We start from the raw sequence: 17,030 nt of genomic DNA, 5'->3' as shown, positions 1-17,030 counted from the left end.
TGCCGACTGAGGATATAATCACAGCATGAAACTCAAATTCACCAAAATGCATGGTGCGGGTAATGATTTTGTCGTTATCGACGCGATTAACCAGCACATCAATTTCACTCCTGCGCAGTGGCGGTTGATTGCCGACCGCCGCTTTGGCATAGGTGCTGACCAGATCCTGGTGGTTGAACGCCCGGAAAGCCAGGATGTTGACTTCCGCTATCGCATCTATAACGCTGATGGTGGCGAAGTTGAGCAATGCGGCAATGGCTCACGTGCCTTTGTGCAGTTTGTCATAGAAAAAGGCTTGACCAGCAAATCCAGCATACGGGTAGAAACCATGTCCGGCATCATAGAGCCGCGCATGGGAGATGATGGCAATATCACCGTCAATATGGGCGCGCCTATACTGGCAGCGGCTCAGGTGCCATTCAATACCGAAGGTCTGGAGTCCAGGACCGAGGAAAATGACAGCTTGTGGCCGCTGGACATCAATGGCAAGCAGGTCTGGATTTCTGCTGTATCGATGGGCAATCCGCATGCGGTGCAAGTCGTGGCTCATGTCGAAGACTTCCCGGTTGCCCTGGATGGCCCGCTGATAGAACATCACCCGCGTTTCCCGCGCCGGGTGAATGCCGGTTTCATGGAAATAGTGGCACGTCAGCATATACGTCTGCGCGTGTTTGAACGCGGTGCCGGTGAAACCCTGGCTTGCGGCACGGGTGCCTGTGCAGCAGCCGTGGCTGGCATACGTCGTGGCTTGCTCGATAGCCCGGTACGTGTCAGCATGCGTGGCGGTGAACTCTCTATTGCCTGGGCGGGCGAAGGCCAGCCAGTTTTCCTCAGCGGCCCCGCTGTCACCGTCTTTGAAGGCGAAATTAATTTAACAGAAACACAATGAATTCTACCGATATCGCCACCTACCTGATACAGCATCCGCATTTTTTTGAAGAACATGCCGAATTGCTGGGTTCCATCAAACTCACCAGCCCGGTCATGGGACGTGCCATCTCGCTGCAGGAAAGGCAGATGGAAGTGGTACGCGAAAAATATCGCGGCCTGGAATTGCGCATGGCAGACTTACTGCGTATTGCTGAAGAAAACCACGATATCAGCCAAAAATTCCAGCAATGGACCCGCGCGCTCCTGTTGGCGCGCAATGATGTTGATTTGCCGTATGCCCTGACCCAGGGTTTGCAGGACATTTTTGAGCTCCCGCATGCCACCTTGCGCTTATGGAATGTCGCTGAAGACTTTACCCATACCTGGTTTGCCAGCCCCACCAGCGATGATGCGCAATTGTTTGCCAAGGGTTTGAGCACGCCCTACTGTGGCAAGAACCATGATTTTGAGGCAGCAGCCTGGCTGGAAACTGAGCAGGCGATTGAATCCCTGGCGATGCTGCCTTTGCGCCTGTCCGGAACTGGGCCTACCTTTGGCTTGCTGGTATTGGGCTCCCCTGATCCCAATCGCTACACCAAAGAGATGGCCACAGATTTCCTCAGCAAGATCGCCGATACCAGCAGTGCGGCACTGAGCTGCATGGTAGATATCTAAGTCATCACCCCGATTCTCAGTTCTCATCCATGGAAGGCCGGTATGAATACGCAAGATCAGTATCTGGCCAGCTATCTGGAAGTCTTGCGCAGCCAGAGGCAATTGTCCCAGCACACGCTGGACAGTTACCTGCTGGATTTGCATGAACTGATCAAGCTCGCCGGTAAGGCCGAGTTGCTTGGCCTGACGACCCACCATATACGTCGCTTTGCCACCCAAATGCATGCCAGCGGCCAAAATGCCCGTAGCATCGCCCGCAAACTGTCGAGCTGGCGTGGCTTTTATCGCTGGCTATTGGAAGAGCATGATCTGGCCGCCAACCCGGTAGAAGGCGTGCGCGCTCCCAGGAAAGGCAAGCCCCTGCCCAAGGCTTTGGGAGCTGATGATGCAGTGCGCCTGGTTGCCCACAAAGGTGCCGACCAGCCGACGGCTCGCGCCAACCGGGCCATGTTTGAGCTCTTGTACTCCAGTGGTTTGCGGATATCTGAACTAGCCAGCCTGGATGTGGCGGCGGTCAATGAATCCGGCTATAGCTCGGCAGGCTGGGTCGATATACAGGAAGGCGAAGTCCATGTCACCGGCAAAGGTGGCAAACAACGCATAGTCCCCGTAGGCAAACCCGCACTGGCAGCATTGCAAGACTGGCTGGCAATACGGCCTGCACTGCTCAAAGCTGATCCACACCCCTTGTTTTTAACCGAGCGCGGCACCCGCATTTCTGTTCGCCTGATACAACTGCGCCTGAAGGCACATGCGCAAACTCTGGATATACCGGCCAATGTGCATCCGCATATGCTGCGCCACTCCTTCGCCTCGCATGTCTTGCAATCTTCCGGCGATTTGCGCGCTGTACAGGAAATGCTGGGCCACAGTTCTATTGCGGCAACCCAGGTCTATACTTCGCTGGACTTCCAGCATCTGGCCAAAGTGTATGACCAGACGCATCCACGTGCAAAAAAGTAAGTCGCTACTGGTGTAGAACCTGTTTACGGTCTGTAGCGAGCGTCAGCGGGGTCAGGGTAACAAAAACGCAGCGCAAAAAGCGGAATGTACTTGAGTACATGAGCATTTTGAGCAGCACATGAGCCCCGCATGGACTCACGTTGCGCCCGCGCTTAAGATCGTAAGCAGGTTCTTAGCGCAAGACCATTTCCACACGCCTGTTCTTGGAACGACCGGCCTCAGCAGCATTGGAAGCACGCGGTGCCAGTGGGCCTACACCCTTGGCGATCAGGCGGGCATCGGCAATGCCATAGCCTTTCAAGGCATCCACCACGGCCTGGGCCCGTTTGCCTGATAAAGTCATATTGTAGTCAAGCACGCCCTGGGTATCGGTATGGCCGACGATATAAACAGCCGCGCTATTGGCTTTCAGGTATTTCGCCATCTCATCAAGCTGTGGCTTGGATTCTGGTTTGATGACCGCTTTATCGGTATCAAAATACAGACCATAAAAGCTGACTGCACCATTGGCTGCCAATTCCTTGCTGATGGCATCGGCATCCACGGTGACAATATTCTGCTCCATGGCTTTTGGTTCCAGCACTTCTACCAGTACCGCAACGTGGTCACTCATGCTGTCTGTGATATCACCCATGGTGCCGCCAGAATTCATGGCTGCGTATACACCTACATAGGTCGCAGCAGCACCAGTCCCTTTTTGCAGCAAAGCGTAACGTATCTCCTTGGCACCATCAAACACGGCGGAAACAAAGCGATTACGGTTGTTATCGTACCCTTCTCCTTGAACATGGGTACGTTTTTCATTCCAGTTGTATTTCAGACTTTTGAAAGAAGGGCCGCAACTATCGTTATCACACTGGAATGCCGGCTTGAAGCCTTTGCTGGCCAGGCTGTCAGTGAAATTGCGGAAGACTTCCAGTGAAGAGCGGCCTTTGGGTGCGACATAAACGGTACGCGTCAGCGTTCCCTCGGCATGCTGCACTTTGGAAAACTTCTTGTTGCTGCTGTAGTCTGGCTCGGTGGCCGGGCCCGCCGGGAAGTTGATCTCATCAAAGGCTTTTTGTGTCTGTAACAAAATACTGGAACCCTGGTAACGTCCGGTCAGGGGATGATCCTTGGCATTCGGCGCATCCGAGTTCAAGACTTTTTCATAGGCGGGATTGCTGGCAGCATGAACAAACTGACTGGCAGCCAGCACCAGTCCAAACAAAAGTGGTTTCAGCATTTTTTGCATGATTTCGGAAACTCCCGGTAAAAATAAAAATATGTAGATTTTTACAACGACTACTAATGTAGCACAAGCCTAAGCCCCTCTTGCTGATTTTCAGACTTGCCTTCCTTTGCCAATAACGTTGCAATCGCCTTTCGGTGGACTGCCATCTGTCATTATCGCCCTTGCTTTGGATAGATGGCCTATCCGAACTGGTATGCATTGCAGCAGAGCATCACTGAAGGCGTCATCCTTATGTAACAAAATATAGCTATATTCCTTGCTTTTAATCAAGCAGGATAGCCAACAATGAAACGCCATTATTTCTCCGTTGCTGCGATCAGCGCAGCAATCACCTTGTTAGTTGCAGGATGCAGCAGCAATTCAACTACCCCGCTTGATGCACCTCCCGTTGTGGACGCACCTAAGAATGTTATTTTCTTTTTAGGCGATGGCATGGGCATGACCACCATGACCGCTGCACGCATTTATTCTGTCGGTGAAGATGGTGAACTGACTATGGATACTTTGCCAGAAACAGCATTCGTCAAAACATTTTCCAATGACGCCCAGGTCACCGATAGCGCCCCCTCCATGTCTGCGTACATGACGGGTGTGAAGATGAATAACGAAGTCATCGCCATGTCATCCGATACCTTGGCGATAGACCCGGTAGCCGACGCCAATGGCAACAAACTGAGCAATAATTGCGGCACAAAAAATGGCACACCAGCGACAACGCTGCTGGAACTGGCCAAAGCCAAAGGATTATCGGCAGGTGTAGTGACGACTACGCGTGTCACTCACGCCACCCCGGCTGCAACGTATTCACATATTTGCCATCGCGATCTGGAAAATGATATTGCCGCCGCAGCAGTACCTGGAGGTGCAGGTTATAACAACGCATTGGGGACGACAGGTCTGGATGTCTTGATGGGTGGTGGCAAGCAATTCTTCGTCCCGGTCAAAGATGGCGGTAAGCGTTCCGATGGACGTGACCTGATCGCCGAGATGAAAGCAAAAAATTATGCTTTCGCAAGCAATAGTAAAGAATTCAATGCTATTGATGGAACCAAAACGGACCGCCTGTTTGGTATCTTCACATCCAGTCACATGAGCTATGACCTTGATCGCGACCCTGCACTGGAACCTAGCCTGGCAGAAATGACGACCAAGGCGATGGATGTATTGTCAAAAAATAGCAAGGGTTATTTCCTCATGGTTGAAGGCGGTCGCATCGACCATGCCCTGCATGAAACCACCGCTAAAAAAGCCTTGCAGGATACAGTTGCTTTTGACAATGCCATCAAGGCCGCCATTGCCAAAGCCAAGCTCTCCGATCCTGATTTGAAAAATACCCTGATCGTCGTAACTGCTGATCATGACCACACTCTGGTATTGAATGGTTACGCCAAACGTACTGGTAAAACAGCTGCCGGTAATCCAGGCGTGCTGGGTGTAGTCAAAAATTACGTGACTGGTACGGTAGAAAAAGATCTGGACGGCGCGCCGTATTCCATTATCGGTTTTGGTAATGGTGAAAATCGTACACAAGGCAATCGCACCAGCATGATCAGCCTGGATGAAAATACGACGAGTGCCAATACTTATCATCAGGAATCGGTAGTGCGTGTCGCCGCTGGCAGTGAAACCCATGGCGGTACTGATGTGTTTCTGGGAGCGATCGGTAAAGGTGCTGACACCTTCCTGGGCACGATAGACAACACAAAAGTATTCAGCCTGGTTAAGACCGCTGCTGGCCTGTGATTATTTGACCTTGTTGAGAACGGATAAACGATTATGAAACAAACATTTTTAGCTGCAGCACTGGCACTGAGTTTTGCAAATTCTGCCTACGCTGCAGGCGAAGCAAAAAACATCATTTTTTTCCTTGGCGATGGCATGGGCCCATCCACAGTGACTGCATCCCGTATTTTTAAATACGGTGAGGATGGCAGCCTGAACATGGATAAGCTGGAGCGCACTGCACGTATCAAGACGTATTCCAATGATGCCCAGACTACTGATAGTGCACCGTCGATGGCCGCCTACATGACGGGCGTCAAGATGAATAATGAAGTCATTTCCATGAGCCCGGAAACTGTCGCGACACCACCAGGTAAAGATGCCAATGGCAATCTTGGTATCAATAATTGCGCAGCAACAGGCAATGGTGCGTCTGTAGCGACCATACTGGAACTCGCGAAAGCCAAAGGAAAAGCCATTGGTTCCATCACCACGACAGAATTAACACACGCAACACCTGCGGCTACTTTCTCTCACATCTGCAACAGAAATGCTCAGTATGCAATTGCTGCCCAACTGGTGCCAGGTGGTGCAGGCTATAACAGCGCCTTGCTGGATGGCGTGGATGTCTTGATGGGCGGCGGCCGCAATCATTTCCTGCCTTATGATGCCAGCTCCAGCGCAGGTAAATTGGGACGTGCCGATGGCCGCAACTTATTGACTGAACTTGGCGCCAAGGGCTATACCGTCTCGGCAAACAAAGCAGACATGATCGCGGCACCGACCAACAAGAAATTTATCGGCCTGTACAGCAGTAAAAGTCATCTGGAATATGAATTGGATCGTACCGCAACGCCACCAGTAGGTGAAGGTGCCACCCAGCCTAGCCTCTCTGAAATGACAACCAAGGCGATGGATATTCTTTCACAAAATGCCAACGGCTATTTCCTGATGGTAGAAGGCGGCCGTATTGATCATGCTTTGCACGGCACCAATGCCAAACGCGCACTGACAGATACAATTGCGTTTGATGATGCCATCAAGGCAGCACTGGACAAGGCAAAATTGACTGATCCTACTTTGGCCAACACCTTGATCGTCGTCACTGCAGACCATGATCATACATTGGCCTTCAATGGTTATGGCAAGCGTGGCAATCCTATCCTCGATATCAACCGTGACTACAAAACGGGCCAGGCGACTAAAGATGCCGACGGTAACACTTACACCACCTTGGTTTTCGGAAATGGACCGAACCGTCCTGACCTGCGTACCAACCTCGATAGCGCAACTGTTCTGGCTGATAATTATTTGCAGGAAACCGGTGTACGTCTTGCCAGTGAAACGCATGGCGGTGGCGACGTAAAATTGTTTGCAACTGGCGCTGGCGCCAAATCTTTCAAAGGCACACTGGACAACACCAAAGTATTCGGTTTGTTGAAATCTGCATTTGGCTTTTGATTGAACCTGCTTATTTAGTATAGGCACACCAGAGCGTGATGACACGCTCTGGTTTTTTGTATTTCTGCTCAGTATTGCTGTCCTTGCCCCATATCGTCATGAAAAATCTTTCACTTTTATTCGCCGCCTGTACCCTCATCGCTGCTACAACAGGCACTGTCAGTGCTGGAACAATATCTAGCGCAGTGCCTGACCTGAATCTGCGCATACAGTATTTCAGCAAAGTGCTGACACCAGAAGGAGTCACTCGCGAAGCACGTTATGAAGAAGCGATGTTACGTCGCCCCGGGCATGTGTGGGTCACCCGTAGCTTGCCTGAAAATATTGGTGCATTGCAGGATGATCATCAGGATCAGGGGAAAGACAAAAAGAAAGTATCCTTAAACGCGAAAGAAGAACAGCATAAGCATTTCAATCATGTGCTCATACCCCGCCATATTTTCATGGATGGCAACAAGCCACGTATAGAATTCATTAACGCACCAGAAAAAGAAGTCATTGCAATTCCCCCTTCAGAATATGCCAACGTCAATTTTGACGGTTCCTGGGAAAATGCTTTCTACCTGCTTGACCCTGTGCTGGTCAAGGCCATACCCGTCTCAAACAGAGTATCCACCGTCAGCGGCGCACGCTGGAGGGAGCGTGAAAAAAATGGCGTGTTCCAGCGCGTACTGTGGGATGAACAAAAGCAAATCCCCTGGGTTATTGAGAGCGGCGACAATGCGGGGACGTTTTATCGTCGTGTCGATGTAAAACTGCAAGCTGCTACCAACCGTGAATTGCCATGGCAAAACATCAAGGGCTATGCGCATAAAGAATACGCTGATTTTCTTGATTGACACCATGGGCGCGGGTTAACAGCTCAAATTAAAGATCAAATTACAAATCAAAAGCACAGCAAGCTGCACATCAACTACCCTGAACGATCATATGCGTTCAGGGCGATGTGCCCGCAAGGTGTTGTTACTCGATACCAGGCACGAAAATACGATAGCTTTCATCATAGACAGAACTTACGCAAAACCAGTCCAGCTGCGTAGCAGCCTTGGGCCTGCGTTCCTGCCGTCGCTGACAATGCAATAGGGATTTCCGACTATATATTGCCTGCCGACGCTCATCCATCGCAAGATGGGGCGTTTAAAGGCTTAACCTTGCGGGGACGATGTGGCCTAAGGGCGAATAAAATTCAGTTTTGCAACTGAATTGCAATTTCAGGCATAATGTAGTTTGAAACCTGAGATTTGTTATGAAATCCTCCCCTTCTTTACAGACACCAAGCATGGTATCGAGCTTATTGCGAGACGCGGGCATACGTGCCACGGATGCCCGCCGCAGTGTGCTGTCTGAGCTGCTGACGAGTCGGCGCGCCTTATCGCATCTGGAGTTGCAAGATGCATTTCCGACAATGGACAGGGTGACGCTCTATCGCGCACTCGATTGTCTGACCGAAGCCGATCTGGTGCACAAAATACCTGGCGATGATCGTGTATTTCGCTACAGCACGGGCAATGACCACGATACTGCCAGTAAACATACCAAAGGCCATCATCATGGCCATTTTAAATGCACACGCTGCACCCGAGTGTTCTGCCTGGATGAAACTCAGGAACCGGGCTCCCTGAAAGAACAATTACAAATGAGCTTGGAAGCATCGCTGGGCCGTGGCTTTCAAAGTCACGACATAGAATTGACTATCAAGGGCTGGTGCGCTGACTGCTCCAAATAACTTGTCTAACCTGTTTCAGAGAAAATCATGGCATTAATCCCTACTACTATCCTCACCGGCTTTTTGGGCGCGGGCAAGACCACGCTGCTGAACCGCATTTTGCAAGAAGATCATGGCCACAAGATTGCTGTCATCGAAAATGAATTCGGCCAGGAAAACATAGACAATGAGATCCTGGTGCAGGACAGTAATGAACAAATCGTGGAAATGAATAATGGCTGTGTCTGCTGCACGGTGCGTGGCGATCTTATCCTTGCGCTGAGCAAACTGGTACAACAGAAGAATGAGGGCAAGCTGCATTTTGACCGCGTCATCATAGAAACCACGGGCCTGGCCAATCCCGGCCCGGTGGCACAGACGTTTTTTGTCGATGAAGAAGTCGGCACTTATTACATGCTCGATGCGGTGGTCACCGTGGTGGATGCCCGCCATGGCATGCAGCAGCTCGATGAACATGAAGAAGCGCAGCGCCAGGTTGGTTTTGCCGACAAGATCCTGTTATCGAAAACTGATCTGGTCGATGCAGAGACCGTCGCTACCCTGCGCACCCGCCTGGCGCGCATGAACCCGCGTGCGCCCATCAGCGCGGTCGACTTTGGCAAGATTGCCATCAGCGAAGTGCTGGACCTGAAAGGCTTCAATCTGAATGCCAAGCTGGACCTGGACCCCGACTTCCTGCGTGCGGAAGAAGCCGAACATGAGCACGACCATAAACATGAAGACGAAGCCTGCGATGCAGATTGCACACATGAACACCACCACCATAAAGAGCATGGTGACCATGAGCAGCATATGCATAACCACCATCACGCCCATCATTCCGACGATATCGCCGCCTTTGTCTTCAAGAGTACGCGCCCCTTCAATACTGGGCAACTCGATGAATTCCTGGGTGGCTTGGTGCAAGTCTTTGGTCCACGCATGTTGCGCTATAAAGGTGTCTTGCTGATGGATGGGGCAGACCGCAAAGTCATCTTCCAGGGTGTGCATCAAATCATGGGGACGGACGTCGGTGCCAAGTGGGGGGAAGACGAGTTGCGTGAAAGTAAGATGGTGTTTATTGGCAAAAATCTACCTAAAGACATATTTATTCAAGGTTTGGAGCATTGTTTGGTATAAACTAGCGGGCTATTGAAGACAGGCGTTGTCTGTCGTGCAAGTGGCTTTCATGCAAATGTCATTTACTTTATCAATAAGGGGAGGATAATTGTCTGGAGCAAACTTGTTTCAGATTTGTTCTATGTATTAACCCGTCGTATCGAAAGTAAGCGAAGTGGCAACTAAATCACCTAAATCGACTGCTACAGTCAGCGCACCCGAAGCTCTGCTCACAGAGGAAGAAATCCTCAAGATGGGCGAGAAGGACTATATGAACGCTGCACAACTGGCATTTTTCAAGGCCCGTTTGCAGCAGCTTGAGAAGGATTTATTGAAGAACGCCGACGAAACCACCGAGCATCTTCGTGAAACCGTATTAGTACCAGACCCGGCAGACCGTGCCACGATAGAGGAAGAACATGCGCTGGAATTGCGCACCCGCGATCGTGAACGCAAATTGCTGAAGAAAGTACAGCAATCCATCAATAGTATTGATGAAGGCGATTACGGCTGGTGCGAAGAAACCGGTGAACCCATTGGTGTTCCACGCCTGCTGGCGCGTCCTACAGCGACTTTGTCACTGGAAGCACAGCAAAGACGTGAAATGAAGCAAAAGTTGTACGGCGACTGAGCTAGGTCCTGTTTTTCTGACGCTTCTGGCTCACAAAAGCGTGCGGTGGCAACTGCGCGCTTTTTTATTTCAAAGAAATGCAACCATGTTGCAATCGACGGAACTTTTGCGCGATAATTCACTCTTATCTCATGCTGCATAAGCTGGCGGCGGGGTATTTGCCTGTCGCGCTTGCATGAAATGTCGGTTTTTTACTACATATTTGCTAGTATTTTTATGGCCTGTTGTAGAGCCTGGCCATTTTTGTAAGCCGATATATTGGTTTTTTTACTTCTGCGGTTGAAGCATCGTTTTGAGCAGCAGTTTGCATCATATTTGTTTTACAGTTTTATCTATATAAATCAGAAATTCAGCCTGAAAATGCCACGCGCCTTTAAGATCAATAAGCAAAACAGCAAACGATGGTTGCTGTGTCTGCTATTGCCTGCGCTGTTATTTACTCAGTGGCTGGGGCTGGCGCATAAGATTTCGCATGCAGGCTGGGCAGGTAATCCAGCAAATGCTGGTGTCGTCGTAGCGCAAACTGCGCCGCAAGCTGCACAGGCAGGCTCTTTCCTGTTTGGCAGCCAGGATGAGAATGCCCTGCATTCTTGTGCCCTGTATGACGCCGTCAGTGCTGCCGACTTTCTACACCAGGTGCAGGATGCACCGCAACTCCAGACCGGCAAGGCTCTGGTCACTACCAGCACGGCCATACTGAGCTGGCTGGCAGCACTGCAAGTCCCCTTTTCTTCCCGCGCCCCACCTTCCCTGTTTGCCTGATAAGCGCCACGGCATCTTTACAGATGCCGGGCAATTTTATTTTCAGACGCGCATCGCGTCTGAAGCTGCTCTATTTCGCAAACAGGAAACATCATGGTTTTTCAACGTACTTTGATCACCAGCGCCGTGCTGGCTTTTTTGGCTAGCATTACCCAGGCTCAGGCCGAAACCGGCCCCGTCAGTACCGTTATAGTCACCTCCAATCCCATCAGCAATGATGAGAATATGCAAGTACTCACCCCCGCCAAAATCCTTTCCGGACCTGAACTCAAGGCTAAAGTTGGCACCTCCCTGGGCGACACCCTGGGGAGTGAACTTGGTGTCTCGGCATCTGGTTTTGGTGCCGGGGCTTCGCGCCCCATCATCCGTGGCCTGGAAGGTCCCAGGGTCAAGATTTTGCAAAATGGCATGGGTGTGGCGGATGTATCGAGTTTATCGAATGATCATGCGGTGGCCAGTGAAAGTGCCACCGCTCAGCAAATCGAAGTCTTGCGTGGCCCTGCTGCCCTGCTATATGGCAGTGGTGCTATTGGTGGCCTGGTGAATGTCATCGACAATCGCATTCCCAATGTCTTGAACAGGAAAATGACGGGTGAAGCCGAGGTGCGCCTGGGCTCAGTCAATCAGGAAAAGAGTTTGTCTTTCGCTCTGGATGGTTCCAGTGGCGTGATAGGTTTGCATGTGGATGGCAGCAGCCGGGATACCGGCAACTACAAAATCCCGGGCAGCATAGAATTAAATAATCCAGCTTCAGGCAGCGGCCGCATGCCATCCAGCTTCACCCGCGAATCGACGCTGGCGGTCGGTGCCTCGGTCATACAGTCCTGGGGTTATGTCGGTGCTGCGGTACAAACCCTGGATGACCATTACGGCATACCAACGGCAGAACGCTCTTTCATCGACCTGAAACAAAATCGCCTGGACATCGATGGCCTCTTGAATGCGCCATTGAATGGTTTTGACAACCTGAAGTACAAATTCAGTGCCACCGACTATAGCCATACCGAGAAATCAGAAAACGGCGCAGCGATTACCAATTTCAAAAACCAGATGCTGGAAAGCCGCATACAACTCTCCCACCCTTCCTGGGCTGGCTGGCAAGGTAGCTGGGGCATACAAACTGAACAGGTGAAATTTTCTGCTCTGTCCGCCACCACCGGTCGTGCCGATACCGTGCCCAGCACCAAATCCAATTCTGTTGCTGCTTTCTTTGTAGAGCAAAAGCAAATAGCCGATGTCATGGCCAGCGCCGGCATGCGCTTTGAAAATGTGAAGCGTACGCCAGATGCCAGCACGGGCCTGGCCGCACGTGAATTCAATCTGTTCTCGGCTTCGCTGGGTGGCCTGTGGCAATTCGATAAGTCTTACGGTGCCGGAATCAGCTTGTCCTGGGCACAGCGCGCACCAGCAACGGAAGAATTGTATTCAGCTGGCCCGCATGAATCGACGGCCACTTTTGACATAGGCAATATCAATATGAAAAAAGAGGCTTCGCGCAATCTGGAACTCAGCCTGCAAAAAACCCATGGCTTGCTGCGCTGGAAAATCAATGCCTTCCTGAACAAGGTCAATAACTATATTTATGGCCACAGCGATGGCAGCAAGGTCGATGAAGCTGGCACCCCTGATCCAGATGCAGAATTCACACTGCGCAACTGGTCACAGGCGGCCGCCACCATACGCGGCGGTGAAGCCGAAATCAGTTACAACTTGCTGGGTGAAGGCTGGTCTGGCCGTGCCTTTGCCGATCACTCACGTGGCAGCCTGGACAATCAAGGCAGTCTGCCCCTGCAACCAGCTACCCGCACCGGCTTTGATATAGGCTACAAAATAGATGGCTGGCGTGGCGGTGTGAATGTACTGCATGCCCTGCGCCAGGACAGACTGGCCAGTTTTGAAAACTTTGTCACCCCTGCATACACCAAGGTGGACGCCAGCCTGACCTATACTCACCCGTATCAAAACATGCAGCTGACCTGGTTCCTGATGGCGAAGAATTTGCTGAACCAGGATATACGCCTGTCTACTTCTGTCTTGAAGGAAACTCTTCCTCAACCAGGCCGAAATCTCATGGCAGGCTTGAGAGCCAGCTTTTAATGTAAAAAAATCAGCTAAGAATTGCAAGAAAAATGTAAGCAGATGTAATTGACGTTTAGGTTATTAATTCATAAGCTGTAGGTATAGGAGGCGGTATCCGCCTCCATTTTCTGCAAAAAAGCTGCTTTTTTGCAAGGTTTTCGACGATCATGCACTGGAATTAAAAGAACATTTGATGAAAAACTCTTTTCAGTAGTTGAGCCCAGTCAACCATTCAAGTGGAATTCAGAATATACTAAGCACTCGTCAAATTCGCTACCGGGTGGTCAGCGCTTCTATTCTTATTCGGGAACAAAGTGGGGATTTTTTCTCTTTTCGGTAAAAAAGGTGTCAAGCAGGAAGATCGCTCCACCGAGAAATCTTCTTCGAGAAAGACGCGCTCCAAGAATGGTAATACCGTCATTGGCGGTTTCCAGGATAGTGAGATCTTTAGCAATTCAATTATTGCTCAGCGCCATATCGCCCGTGCTACCGAAAGAAAAATCGACGCCATAGAATTTGAAATGTCGCGTGACATCGTCAAGACCCGTCCGCCTACCATTACCAAGACCGAGCTGGGTGCGCCTACTGAGCCGCTGGAAAGAAAATCACCTCCAGTAGAATTTCAGACTACCTTGCCGATGATGATGCCCACTGATTATCTGCTGGGTCAGAATTCGGAAATGTCAGCATCAGCACTCGCCTATAGCGAATCAGTCCCCGTTCTCGAAGAAGCTGCCATCCTGTTTGCCAGTGGCCAGAATGAAGTCGCCGAGCAAATGCTGGTAGCCGCCGTGCAACACCAGGAACTCGGTGGAGCGACCGAGATAGGCTGGCAAATGCTGTTTGACCTGTACCGTATCAGTAATGACCAGCACAAGTTTGAAAGCCTGTCGCTGGATTACGCCAATAAGTTTGAAACCTCGCCGCCTTTGTGGCCAGAAAATCAAACTGGTAACGACAATGATGCAGAACCTCAGGGCGACACAACGGTCGCCAATGTCAGCTTCCCGGCAAAACTGGATAGCGGCACGATCAAGGTTTTAGAAAAACTGCAAGTTTCTGCGTCCAAGAGCAAGAGCCTGCGTCTGGACTTTGCGCGCGTCAAGGAAGTTGACCCCATAGGTTGCGGCCTGTTATTGCGCGCCCTCAAGGGTTTGAAAAAATCCGGCCATGATCTTTTACTGGTTGGCGCCAAGGACCTGGCGGATAAAATCCGCGCCATCCTGCTGGTTGGCCGCCGTGATGAAACCGAAGCCCCCTGGTTATTATTGCTGGAAATCTTGCAATTATTGCATTTCGAGCAAGCCTTCGAAGAAGTCAGTATGGATTACTGCATTACTTTCGAAGTATCGCCACCGTCTTTCGAAGCACCAAAGAACAATATCACCAGCGCCATGCCTGAAGTCCAGGAGCAGGAAGAAGCGACTGACCGCTACATGATGCCAAAAGTAGTAGAAGGTAAAACAGAATTCCTGATTTCCAATATCGCCATGCAGGCAGAACAGCATAATCCGCTGATTCTTGATTGTACGCGCCTGGAACGTGTGGAATTTGGTGCCTCAGCACAATTGCTGAATGGCCTGGCACCTATAGCCAGCAAAGCTGGCATGAATATACGCTTTGAAGGCGTCAATTATCTGGTCATGATGCTGTTCAATGCCATGGGCTTGAAAAACATCGCCAGCATCATCCCCCGCAAGCATTAAACTGTATAGCAAGGTTGGCTTTTGCCATCACTTTGACGGTATCTAGACGGTATCCAGATGGTATCTACTTAGCCAGTTTGTTCACGCTTGCAATTCAGAAAAAACACCCCATTTTCTAGCAATCAGGCAATTTGGCCTGCTTATACTGCCCGCCATGGCCTTAGGTCGCGTGCAGGAATGGCACTATTTTTTGAGGTTCAATATGGAACAATTTCACGGCACCACCATTTTGACGGTGCGACGCGGCAACCTGGTTGCCCTCGGTGGCGACGGCCAGGTCACACTGGGTAATATCGTCATGAAGGGCACGGCCCGCAAGGTACGCAAGCTGTATCACAACAAGGTATTGGCTGGTTTTGCTGGCGGCACTGCCGACGCCTTCACCCTGATAGAACGTTTTGAATCCAAACTGGAAAAACACCAGGGCCACTTGATGCGCGCCTCGGTAGAACTGGCCAAGGACTGGCGTACTGACCGCATGCTGCGCCGCCTGGAAGCCATGTTACTGGTGGCGGACAAGGATACCACCCTGGTCATCACCGGCAATGGCGATGTGCTGGAACCCAACCAGGGTATAGGCGCAATCGGTTCGGGCGGCACCTTTGCCCAGTCTGCTGCGATTGCCCTGTTTGAAAATACCGATCTGTCGCCTGTCGACATCGTCAAGAAATCCCTGACTATCGCTGGTGAGTTGTGCATTTATACCAACTTGTCGCACACCATAGAAACACTGGAATAGATTGGAATATGCAATGAACATGACCCCGCAAGAGATCGTCTCTGAACTCGATAAACATGTCGTCGGCCAGTCCAAGGCCAAGCGTGCCGTTGCCATCGCCCTGCGTAACCGCTGGCGTCGTCAACAGGTGCAAGAACCGCTGCGCCATGAAATCACCCCTAAGAATATTCTGATGATAGGGCCTACCGGTGTCGGTAAAACCGAGATCGCCCGTCGCCTGGCCAAACTGGCTGATGCGCCCTTCATCAAGATAGAAGCCACCAAATTCACTGAAGTGGGCTATGTGGGCCGCGATGTCGACACCATCATCCGCGACCTGGTTGATATAGGTATCAAGCAAACCCGTGAATCTGCTACCCGCAAAGTGCGTGCCCGTGCCGAAGATGCGGCAGAAGACCGGGTACTCGATATCCTGTTGCCACCTGCCCGCGATTTTGGTTTTCAGCCGCATGAAAATGAAGCAGCAACACCTGACAATACCACCCGCCAGACTTTCCGCAAGCGCCTGCGCGAAGGTGCGCTGGATGATAAGGAAATTGAAATCGAGGTTTCCGAAGGCGTAGCCCATATGGAAATCATGGCGCCACCGGGCATGGAAGAAATGACCGAGCAAATCAAGACCATGTTTTCTGGCATGGGCAATAACCGCAAGAAGTCTCGCAAGCTGAAAATCAAGGAAGCCATGAAGTTCCTGATCGAAGAAGAAGCGGGCAAGCTGGTCAATGAAGAAGAATTGAAGCAAGAGGCGATACGCAATGTAGAGCAAAACGGCATCGTCTTCCTCGATGAAATCGACAAGATCGCCTCGCGCTCAGAAACTGGCGGCGCAGAAGTCTCACGCGCTGGTGTGCAGCGAGATTTGCTGCCCCTGGTAGAAGGCACGACTGTCAATACCAAGTACGGCATGATCAAGACTGACCATATCCTGTTCATTGCGTCTGGCGCTTTCCATCTGGCCAAGCCATCTGACCTGATCCCTGAATTGCAGGGCCGTTTCCCTATCCGGGTGGAACTGGAATCCTTGTCGATCGCAGATTTTGAACGTATTCTGACAGGCACCGATGCCTGCCTGACACGTCAATACCAGGCCTTGCTGGCAACCGAGGACGTGCAGATAGACTTTACACCTGAAGGCGTTGAACGCTTGGCTGGCATCGCTTATTCAGTCAATGAAACGACAGAAAACATAGGCGCGCGCAGACTGTACACCGTCATGGAAAAGCTGCTGGAAGAGATTTCTTTCAATGCCCACCAAAATAGCGGCAAGACGGTTACCATCGATGCCGCCTACGTCAATGACCGTCTGGAAGCCTTGTCGGTGAATGAAGACCTCTCACGCTACGTGCTGTAACTTGTCAATCCGG

Annotated in this window: 15 protein-coding genes; 14 read left to right on the top strand and 1 reads right to left on the bottom strand. The window is 51.0% G+C overall.

From position 1 onward, the window contains the following. The first annotated feature begins 25 nt into the window (after positions 1 to 25). Genes dapF through xerC form a run of 3 tightly spaced genes read left to right on the top strand, consistent with a single transcriptional unit; the run spans position 26 to position 2,508 of the window. Positions 26 to 889, top strand: coding sequence for a diaminopimelate epimerase (dapF, locus tag ACO0LF_RS07980; RefSeq protein WP_423013590.1), 864 nt, complete (start codon positions 26 to 28; stop codon positions 887 to 889). Beyond that, the gene (locus ACO0LF_RS07975; protein WP_423013589.1) at positions 886 to 1,545 is read left to right on the top strand and encodes a DUF484 family protein; all 660 of its coding nucleotides are present in this window, start codon (positions 886 to 888) and stop codon (positions 1,543 to 1,545) included. The genes dapF and ACO0LF_RS07975 overlap by 4 nt, the downstream gene beginning before the upstream one ends. 42 nt (positions 1,546 to 1,587) lie before the next feature. After that, positions 1,588 to 2,508: a tyrosine recombinase XerC gene (gene xerC, locus ACO0LF_RS07970; RefSeq protein WP_423013588.1), complete on the top strand. Its 921-nt coding sequence runs from the start codon at positions 1,588 to 1,590 to the stop codon at positions 2,506 to 2,508. A 172-nt stretch (positions 2,509 to 2,680) separates the two neighbouring features. Here xerC and ACO0LF_RS07965 read toward each other — a convergent pair whose 3' ends face one another. After that, the gene (locus tag ACO0LF_RS07965; RefSeq protein WP_423013587.1) at positions 2,681 to 3,733 is read right to left on the bottom strand and encodes an OmpA family protein; all 1,053 of its coding nucleotides are present in this window, start codon (positions 3,731 to 3,733) and stop codon (positions 2,681 to 2,683) included. A gap of 294 nt (positions 3,734 to 4,027) precedes the next feature. Here ACO0LF_RS07965 and ACO0LF_RS07960 point away from each other — a divergent pair, with 294 nt between their 5' ends. From ACO0LF_RS07960 to hslU, 11 genes are all read left to right on the top strand, one after another. Beyond that, complete coding sequence (locus ACO0LF_RS07960) at positions 4,028 to 5,485, top strand: alkaline phosphatase (protein WP_423013586.1); 1,458 nt, start codon at positions 4,028 to 4,030, stop codon at positions 5,483 to 5,485. A gap of 33 nt (positions 5,486 to 5,518) precedes the next feature. Further along, a complete protein-coding gene (locus ACO0LF_RS07955; RefSeq protein WP_423013585.1) occupies positions 5,519 to 6,925 on the top strand; it encodes an alkaline phosphatase in 1,407 nt (468 codons plus the stop codon). 38 nt (positions 6,926 to 6,963) lie between these two features. Further along, on the top strand, positions 6,964 to 7,764 hold the full coding sequence (locus tag ACO0LF_RS07950; protein WP_423013885.1) for a hypothetical protein: 801 nt from the start codon (positions 6,964 to 6,966) through the stop codon (positions 7,762 to 7,764). A 407-nt stretch (positions 7,765 to 8,171) separates the two neighbouring features. After that, positions 8,172 to 8,651, top strand: coding sequence for a Fur family transcriptional regulator (locus tag ACO0LF_RS07945; RefSeq protein WP_423013584.1), 480 nt, complete (start codon positions 8,172 to 8,174; stop codon positions 8,649 to 8,651). Between the two features lie 27 nt (positions 8,652 to 8,678). Next, the gene (locus ACO0LF_RS07940) at positions 8,679 to 9,770 is read left to right on the top strand and encodes a CobW family GTP-binding protein (protein WP_423013583.1); all 1,092 of its coding nucleotides are present in this window, start codon (positions 8,679 to 8,681) and stop codon (positions 9,768 to 9,770) included. Between the two features lie 205 nt (positions 9,771 to 9,975). Next, a complete protein-coding gene (dksA, locus tag ACO0LF_RS07935) occupies positions 9,976 to 10,380 on the top strand; it encodes an RNA polymerase-binding protein DksA (RefSeq protein ID WP_110256573.1) in 405 nt (134 codons plus the stop codon). A gap of 360 nt (positions 10,381 to 10,740) precedes the next feature. Then, a complete protein-coding gene (locus ACO0LF_RS07930; protein WP_423013582.1) occupies positions 10,741 to 11,142 on the top strand; it encodes a hypothetical protein in 402 nt (133 codons plus the stop codon). Positions 11,143 to 11,235: 93 nt separating this feature from the next. Further along, positions 11,236 to 13,239, top strand: a complete 2,004-nt coding sequence (locus ACO0LF_RS07925; protein WP_423013581.1) for a TonB-dependent receptor — start codon at positions 11,236 to 11,238, stop codon at positions 13,237 to 13,239. Positions 13,240 to 13,535: 296 nt separating this feature from the next. Next, positions 13,536 to 14,927: a hypothetical protein gene (locus ACO0LF_RS07920; RefSeq protein WP_423013580.1), complete on the top strand. Its 1,392-nt coding sequence runs from the start codon at positions 13,536 to 13,538 to the stop codon at positions 14,925 to 14,927. Positions 14,928 to 15,129: 202 nt separating this feature from the next. Next, positions 15,130 to 15,666, top strand: coding sequence for an ATP-dependent protease subunit HslV (hslV, locus tag ACO0LF_RS07915; RefSeq protein WP_162043733.1), 537 nt, complete (start codon positions 15,130 to 15,132; stop codon positions 15,664 to 15,666). A 13-nt stretch (positions 15,667 to 15,679) separates the two neighbouring features. Next, entirely contained in the window at positions 15,680 to 17,017 is a 1,338-nt protein-coding gene (gene hslU, locus ACO0LF_RS07910; RefSeq protein WP_423013579.1) for an ATP-dependent protease ATPase subunit HslU, read from the top strand. The last annotated feature ends 13 nt before the right edge of the window (positions 17,018 to 17,030 follow it).

Source organism: Undibacterium sp. Di27W, from assembly GCF_049340345.1.
Lineage (GTDB): Bacteria > Pseudomonadota > Gammaproteobacteria > Burkholderiales > Burkholderiaceae_D > Undibacterium.
Note: the sequence above shows the minus strand (reverse complement) of the source record. Positions and strands in the feature narration are given on the sequence as shown.

Bases quoted from the DNA above. Each gene is read 5' to 3' on its own strand.
- dapF (WP_423013590.1), top strand. From the start codon at position 26: ATGAAACTCAAATTCACCAAAATGCATGGTGCGGGTAATGATTTTGTC.
- ACO0LF_RS07975 (WP_423013589.1), top strand. From the start codon at position 886: ATGAATTCTACCGATATCGCCACCTACCTGATACAGCATCCGCATTTT.
- xerC (WP_423013588.1), top strand. From the start codon at position 1,588: ATGAATACGCAAGATCAGTATCTGGCCAGCTATCTGGAAGTCTTGCGC.
- ACO0LF_RS07965 (WP_423013587.1), bottom strand. From the start codon at position 3,733: ATGCTGAAACCACTTTTGTTTGGACTGGTGCTGGCTGCCAGTCAGTTT.
- ACO0LF_RS07960 (WP_423013586.1), top strand. From the start codon at position 4,028: ATGAAACGCCATTATTTCTCCGTTGCTGCGATCAGCGCAGCAATCACC.
- ACO0LF_RS07955 (WP_423013585.1), top strand. From the start codon at position 5,519: ATGAAACAAACATTTTTAGCTGCAGCACTGGCACTGAGTTTTGCAAAT.
- ACO0LF_RS07950 (WP_423013885.1), top strand. From the start codon at position 6,964: ATGACACGCTCTGGTTTTTTGTATTTCTGCTCAGTATTGCTGTCCTTG.
- ACO0LF_RS07945 (WP_423013584.1), top strand. From the start codon at position 8,172: ATGAAATCCTCCCCTTCTTTACAGACACCAAGCATGGTATCGAGCTTA.
- ACO0LF_RS07940 (WP_423013583.1), top strand. From the start codon at position 8,679: ATGGCATTAATCCCTACTACTATCCTCACCGGCTTTTTGGGCGCGGGC.
- ACO0LF_RS07930 (WP_423013582.1), top strand. From the start codon at position 10,741: ATGCCACGCGCCTTTAAGATCAATAAGCAAAACAGCAAACGATGGTTG.
- ACO0LF_RS07925 (WP_423013581.1), top strand. From the start codon at position 11,236: ATGGTTTTTCAACGTACTTTGATCACCAGCGCCGTGCTGGCTTTTTTG.
- hslV (WP_162043733.1), top strand. From the start codon at position 15,130: ATGGAACAATTTCACGGCACCACCATTTTGACGGTGCGACGCGGCAAC.
- hslU (WP_423013579.1), top strand. From the start codon at position 15,680: ATGAACATGACCCCGCAAGAGATCGTCTCTGAACTCGATAAACATGTC.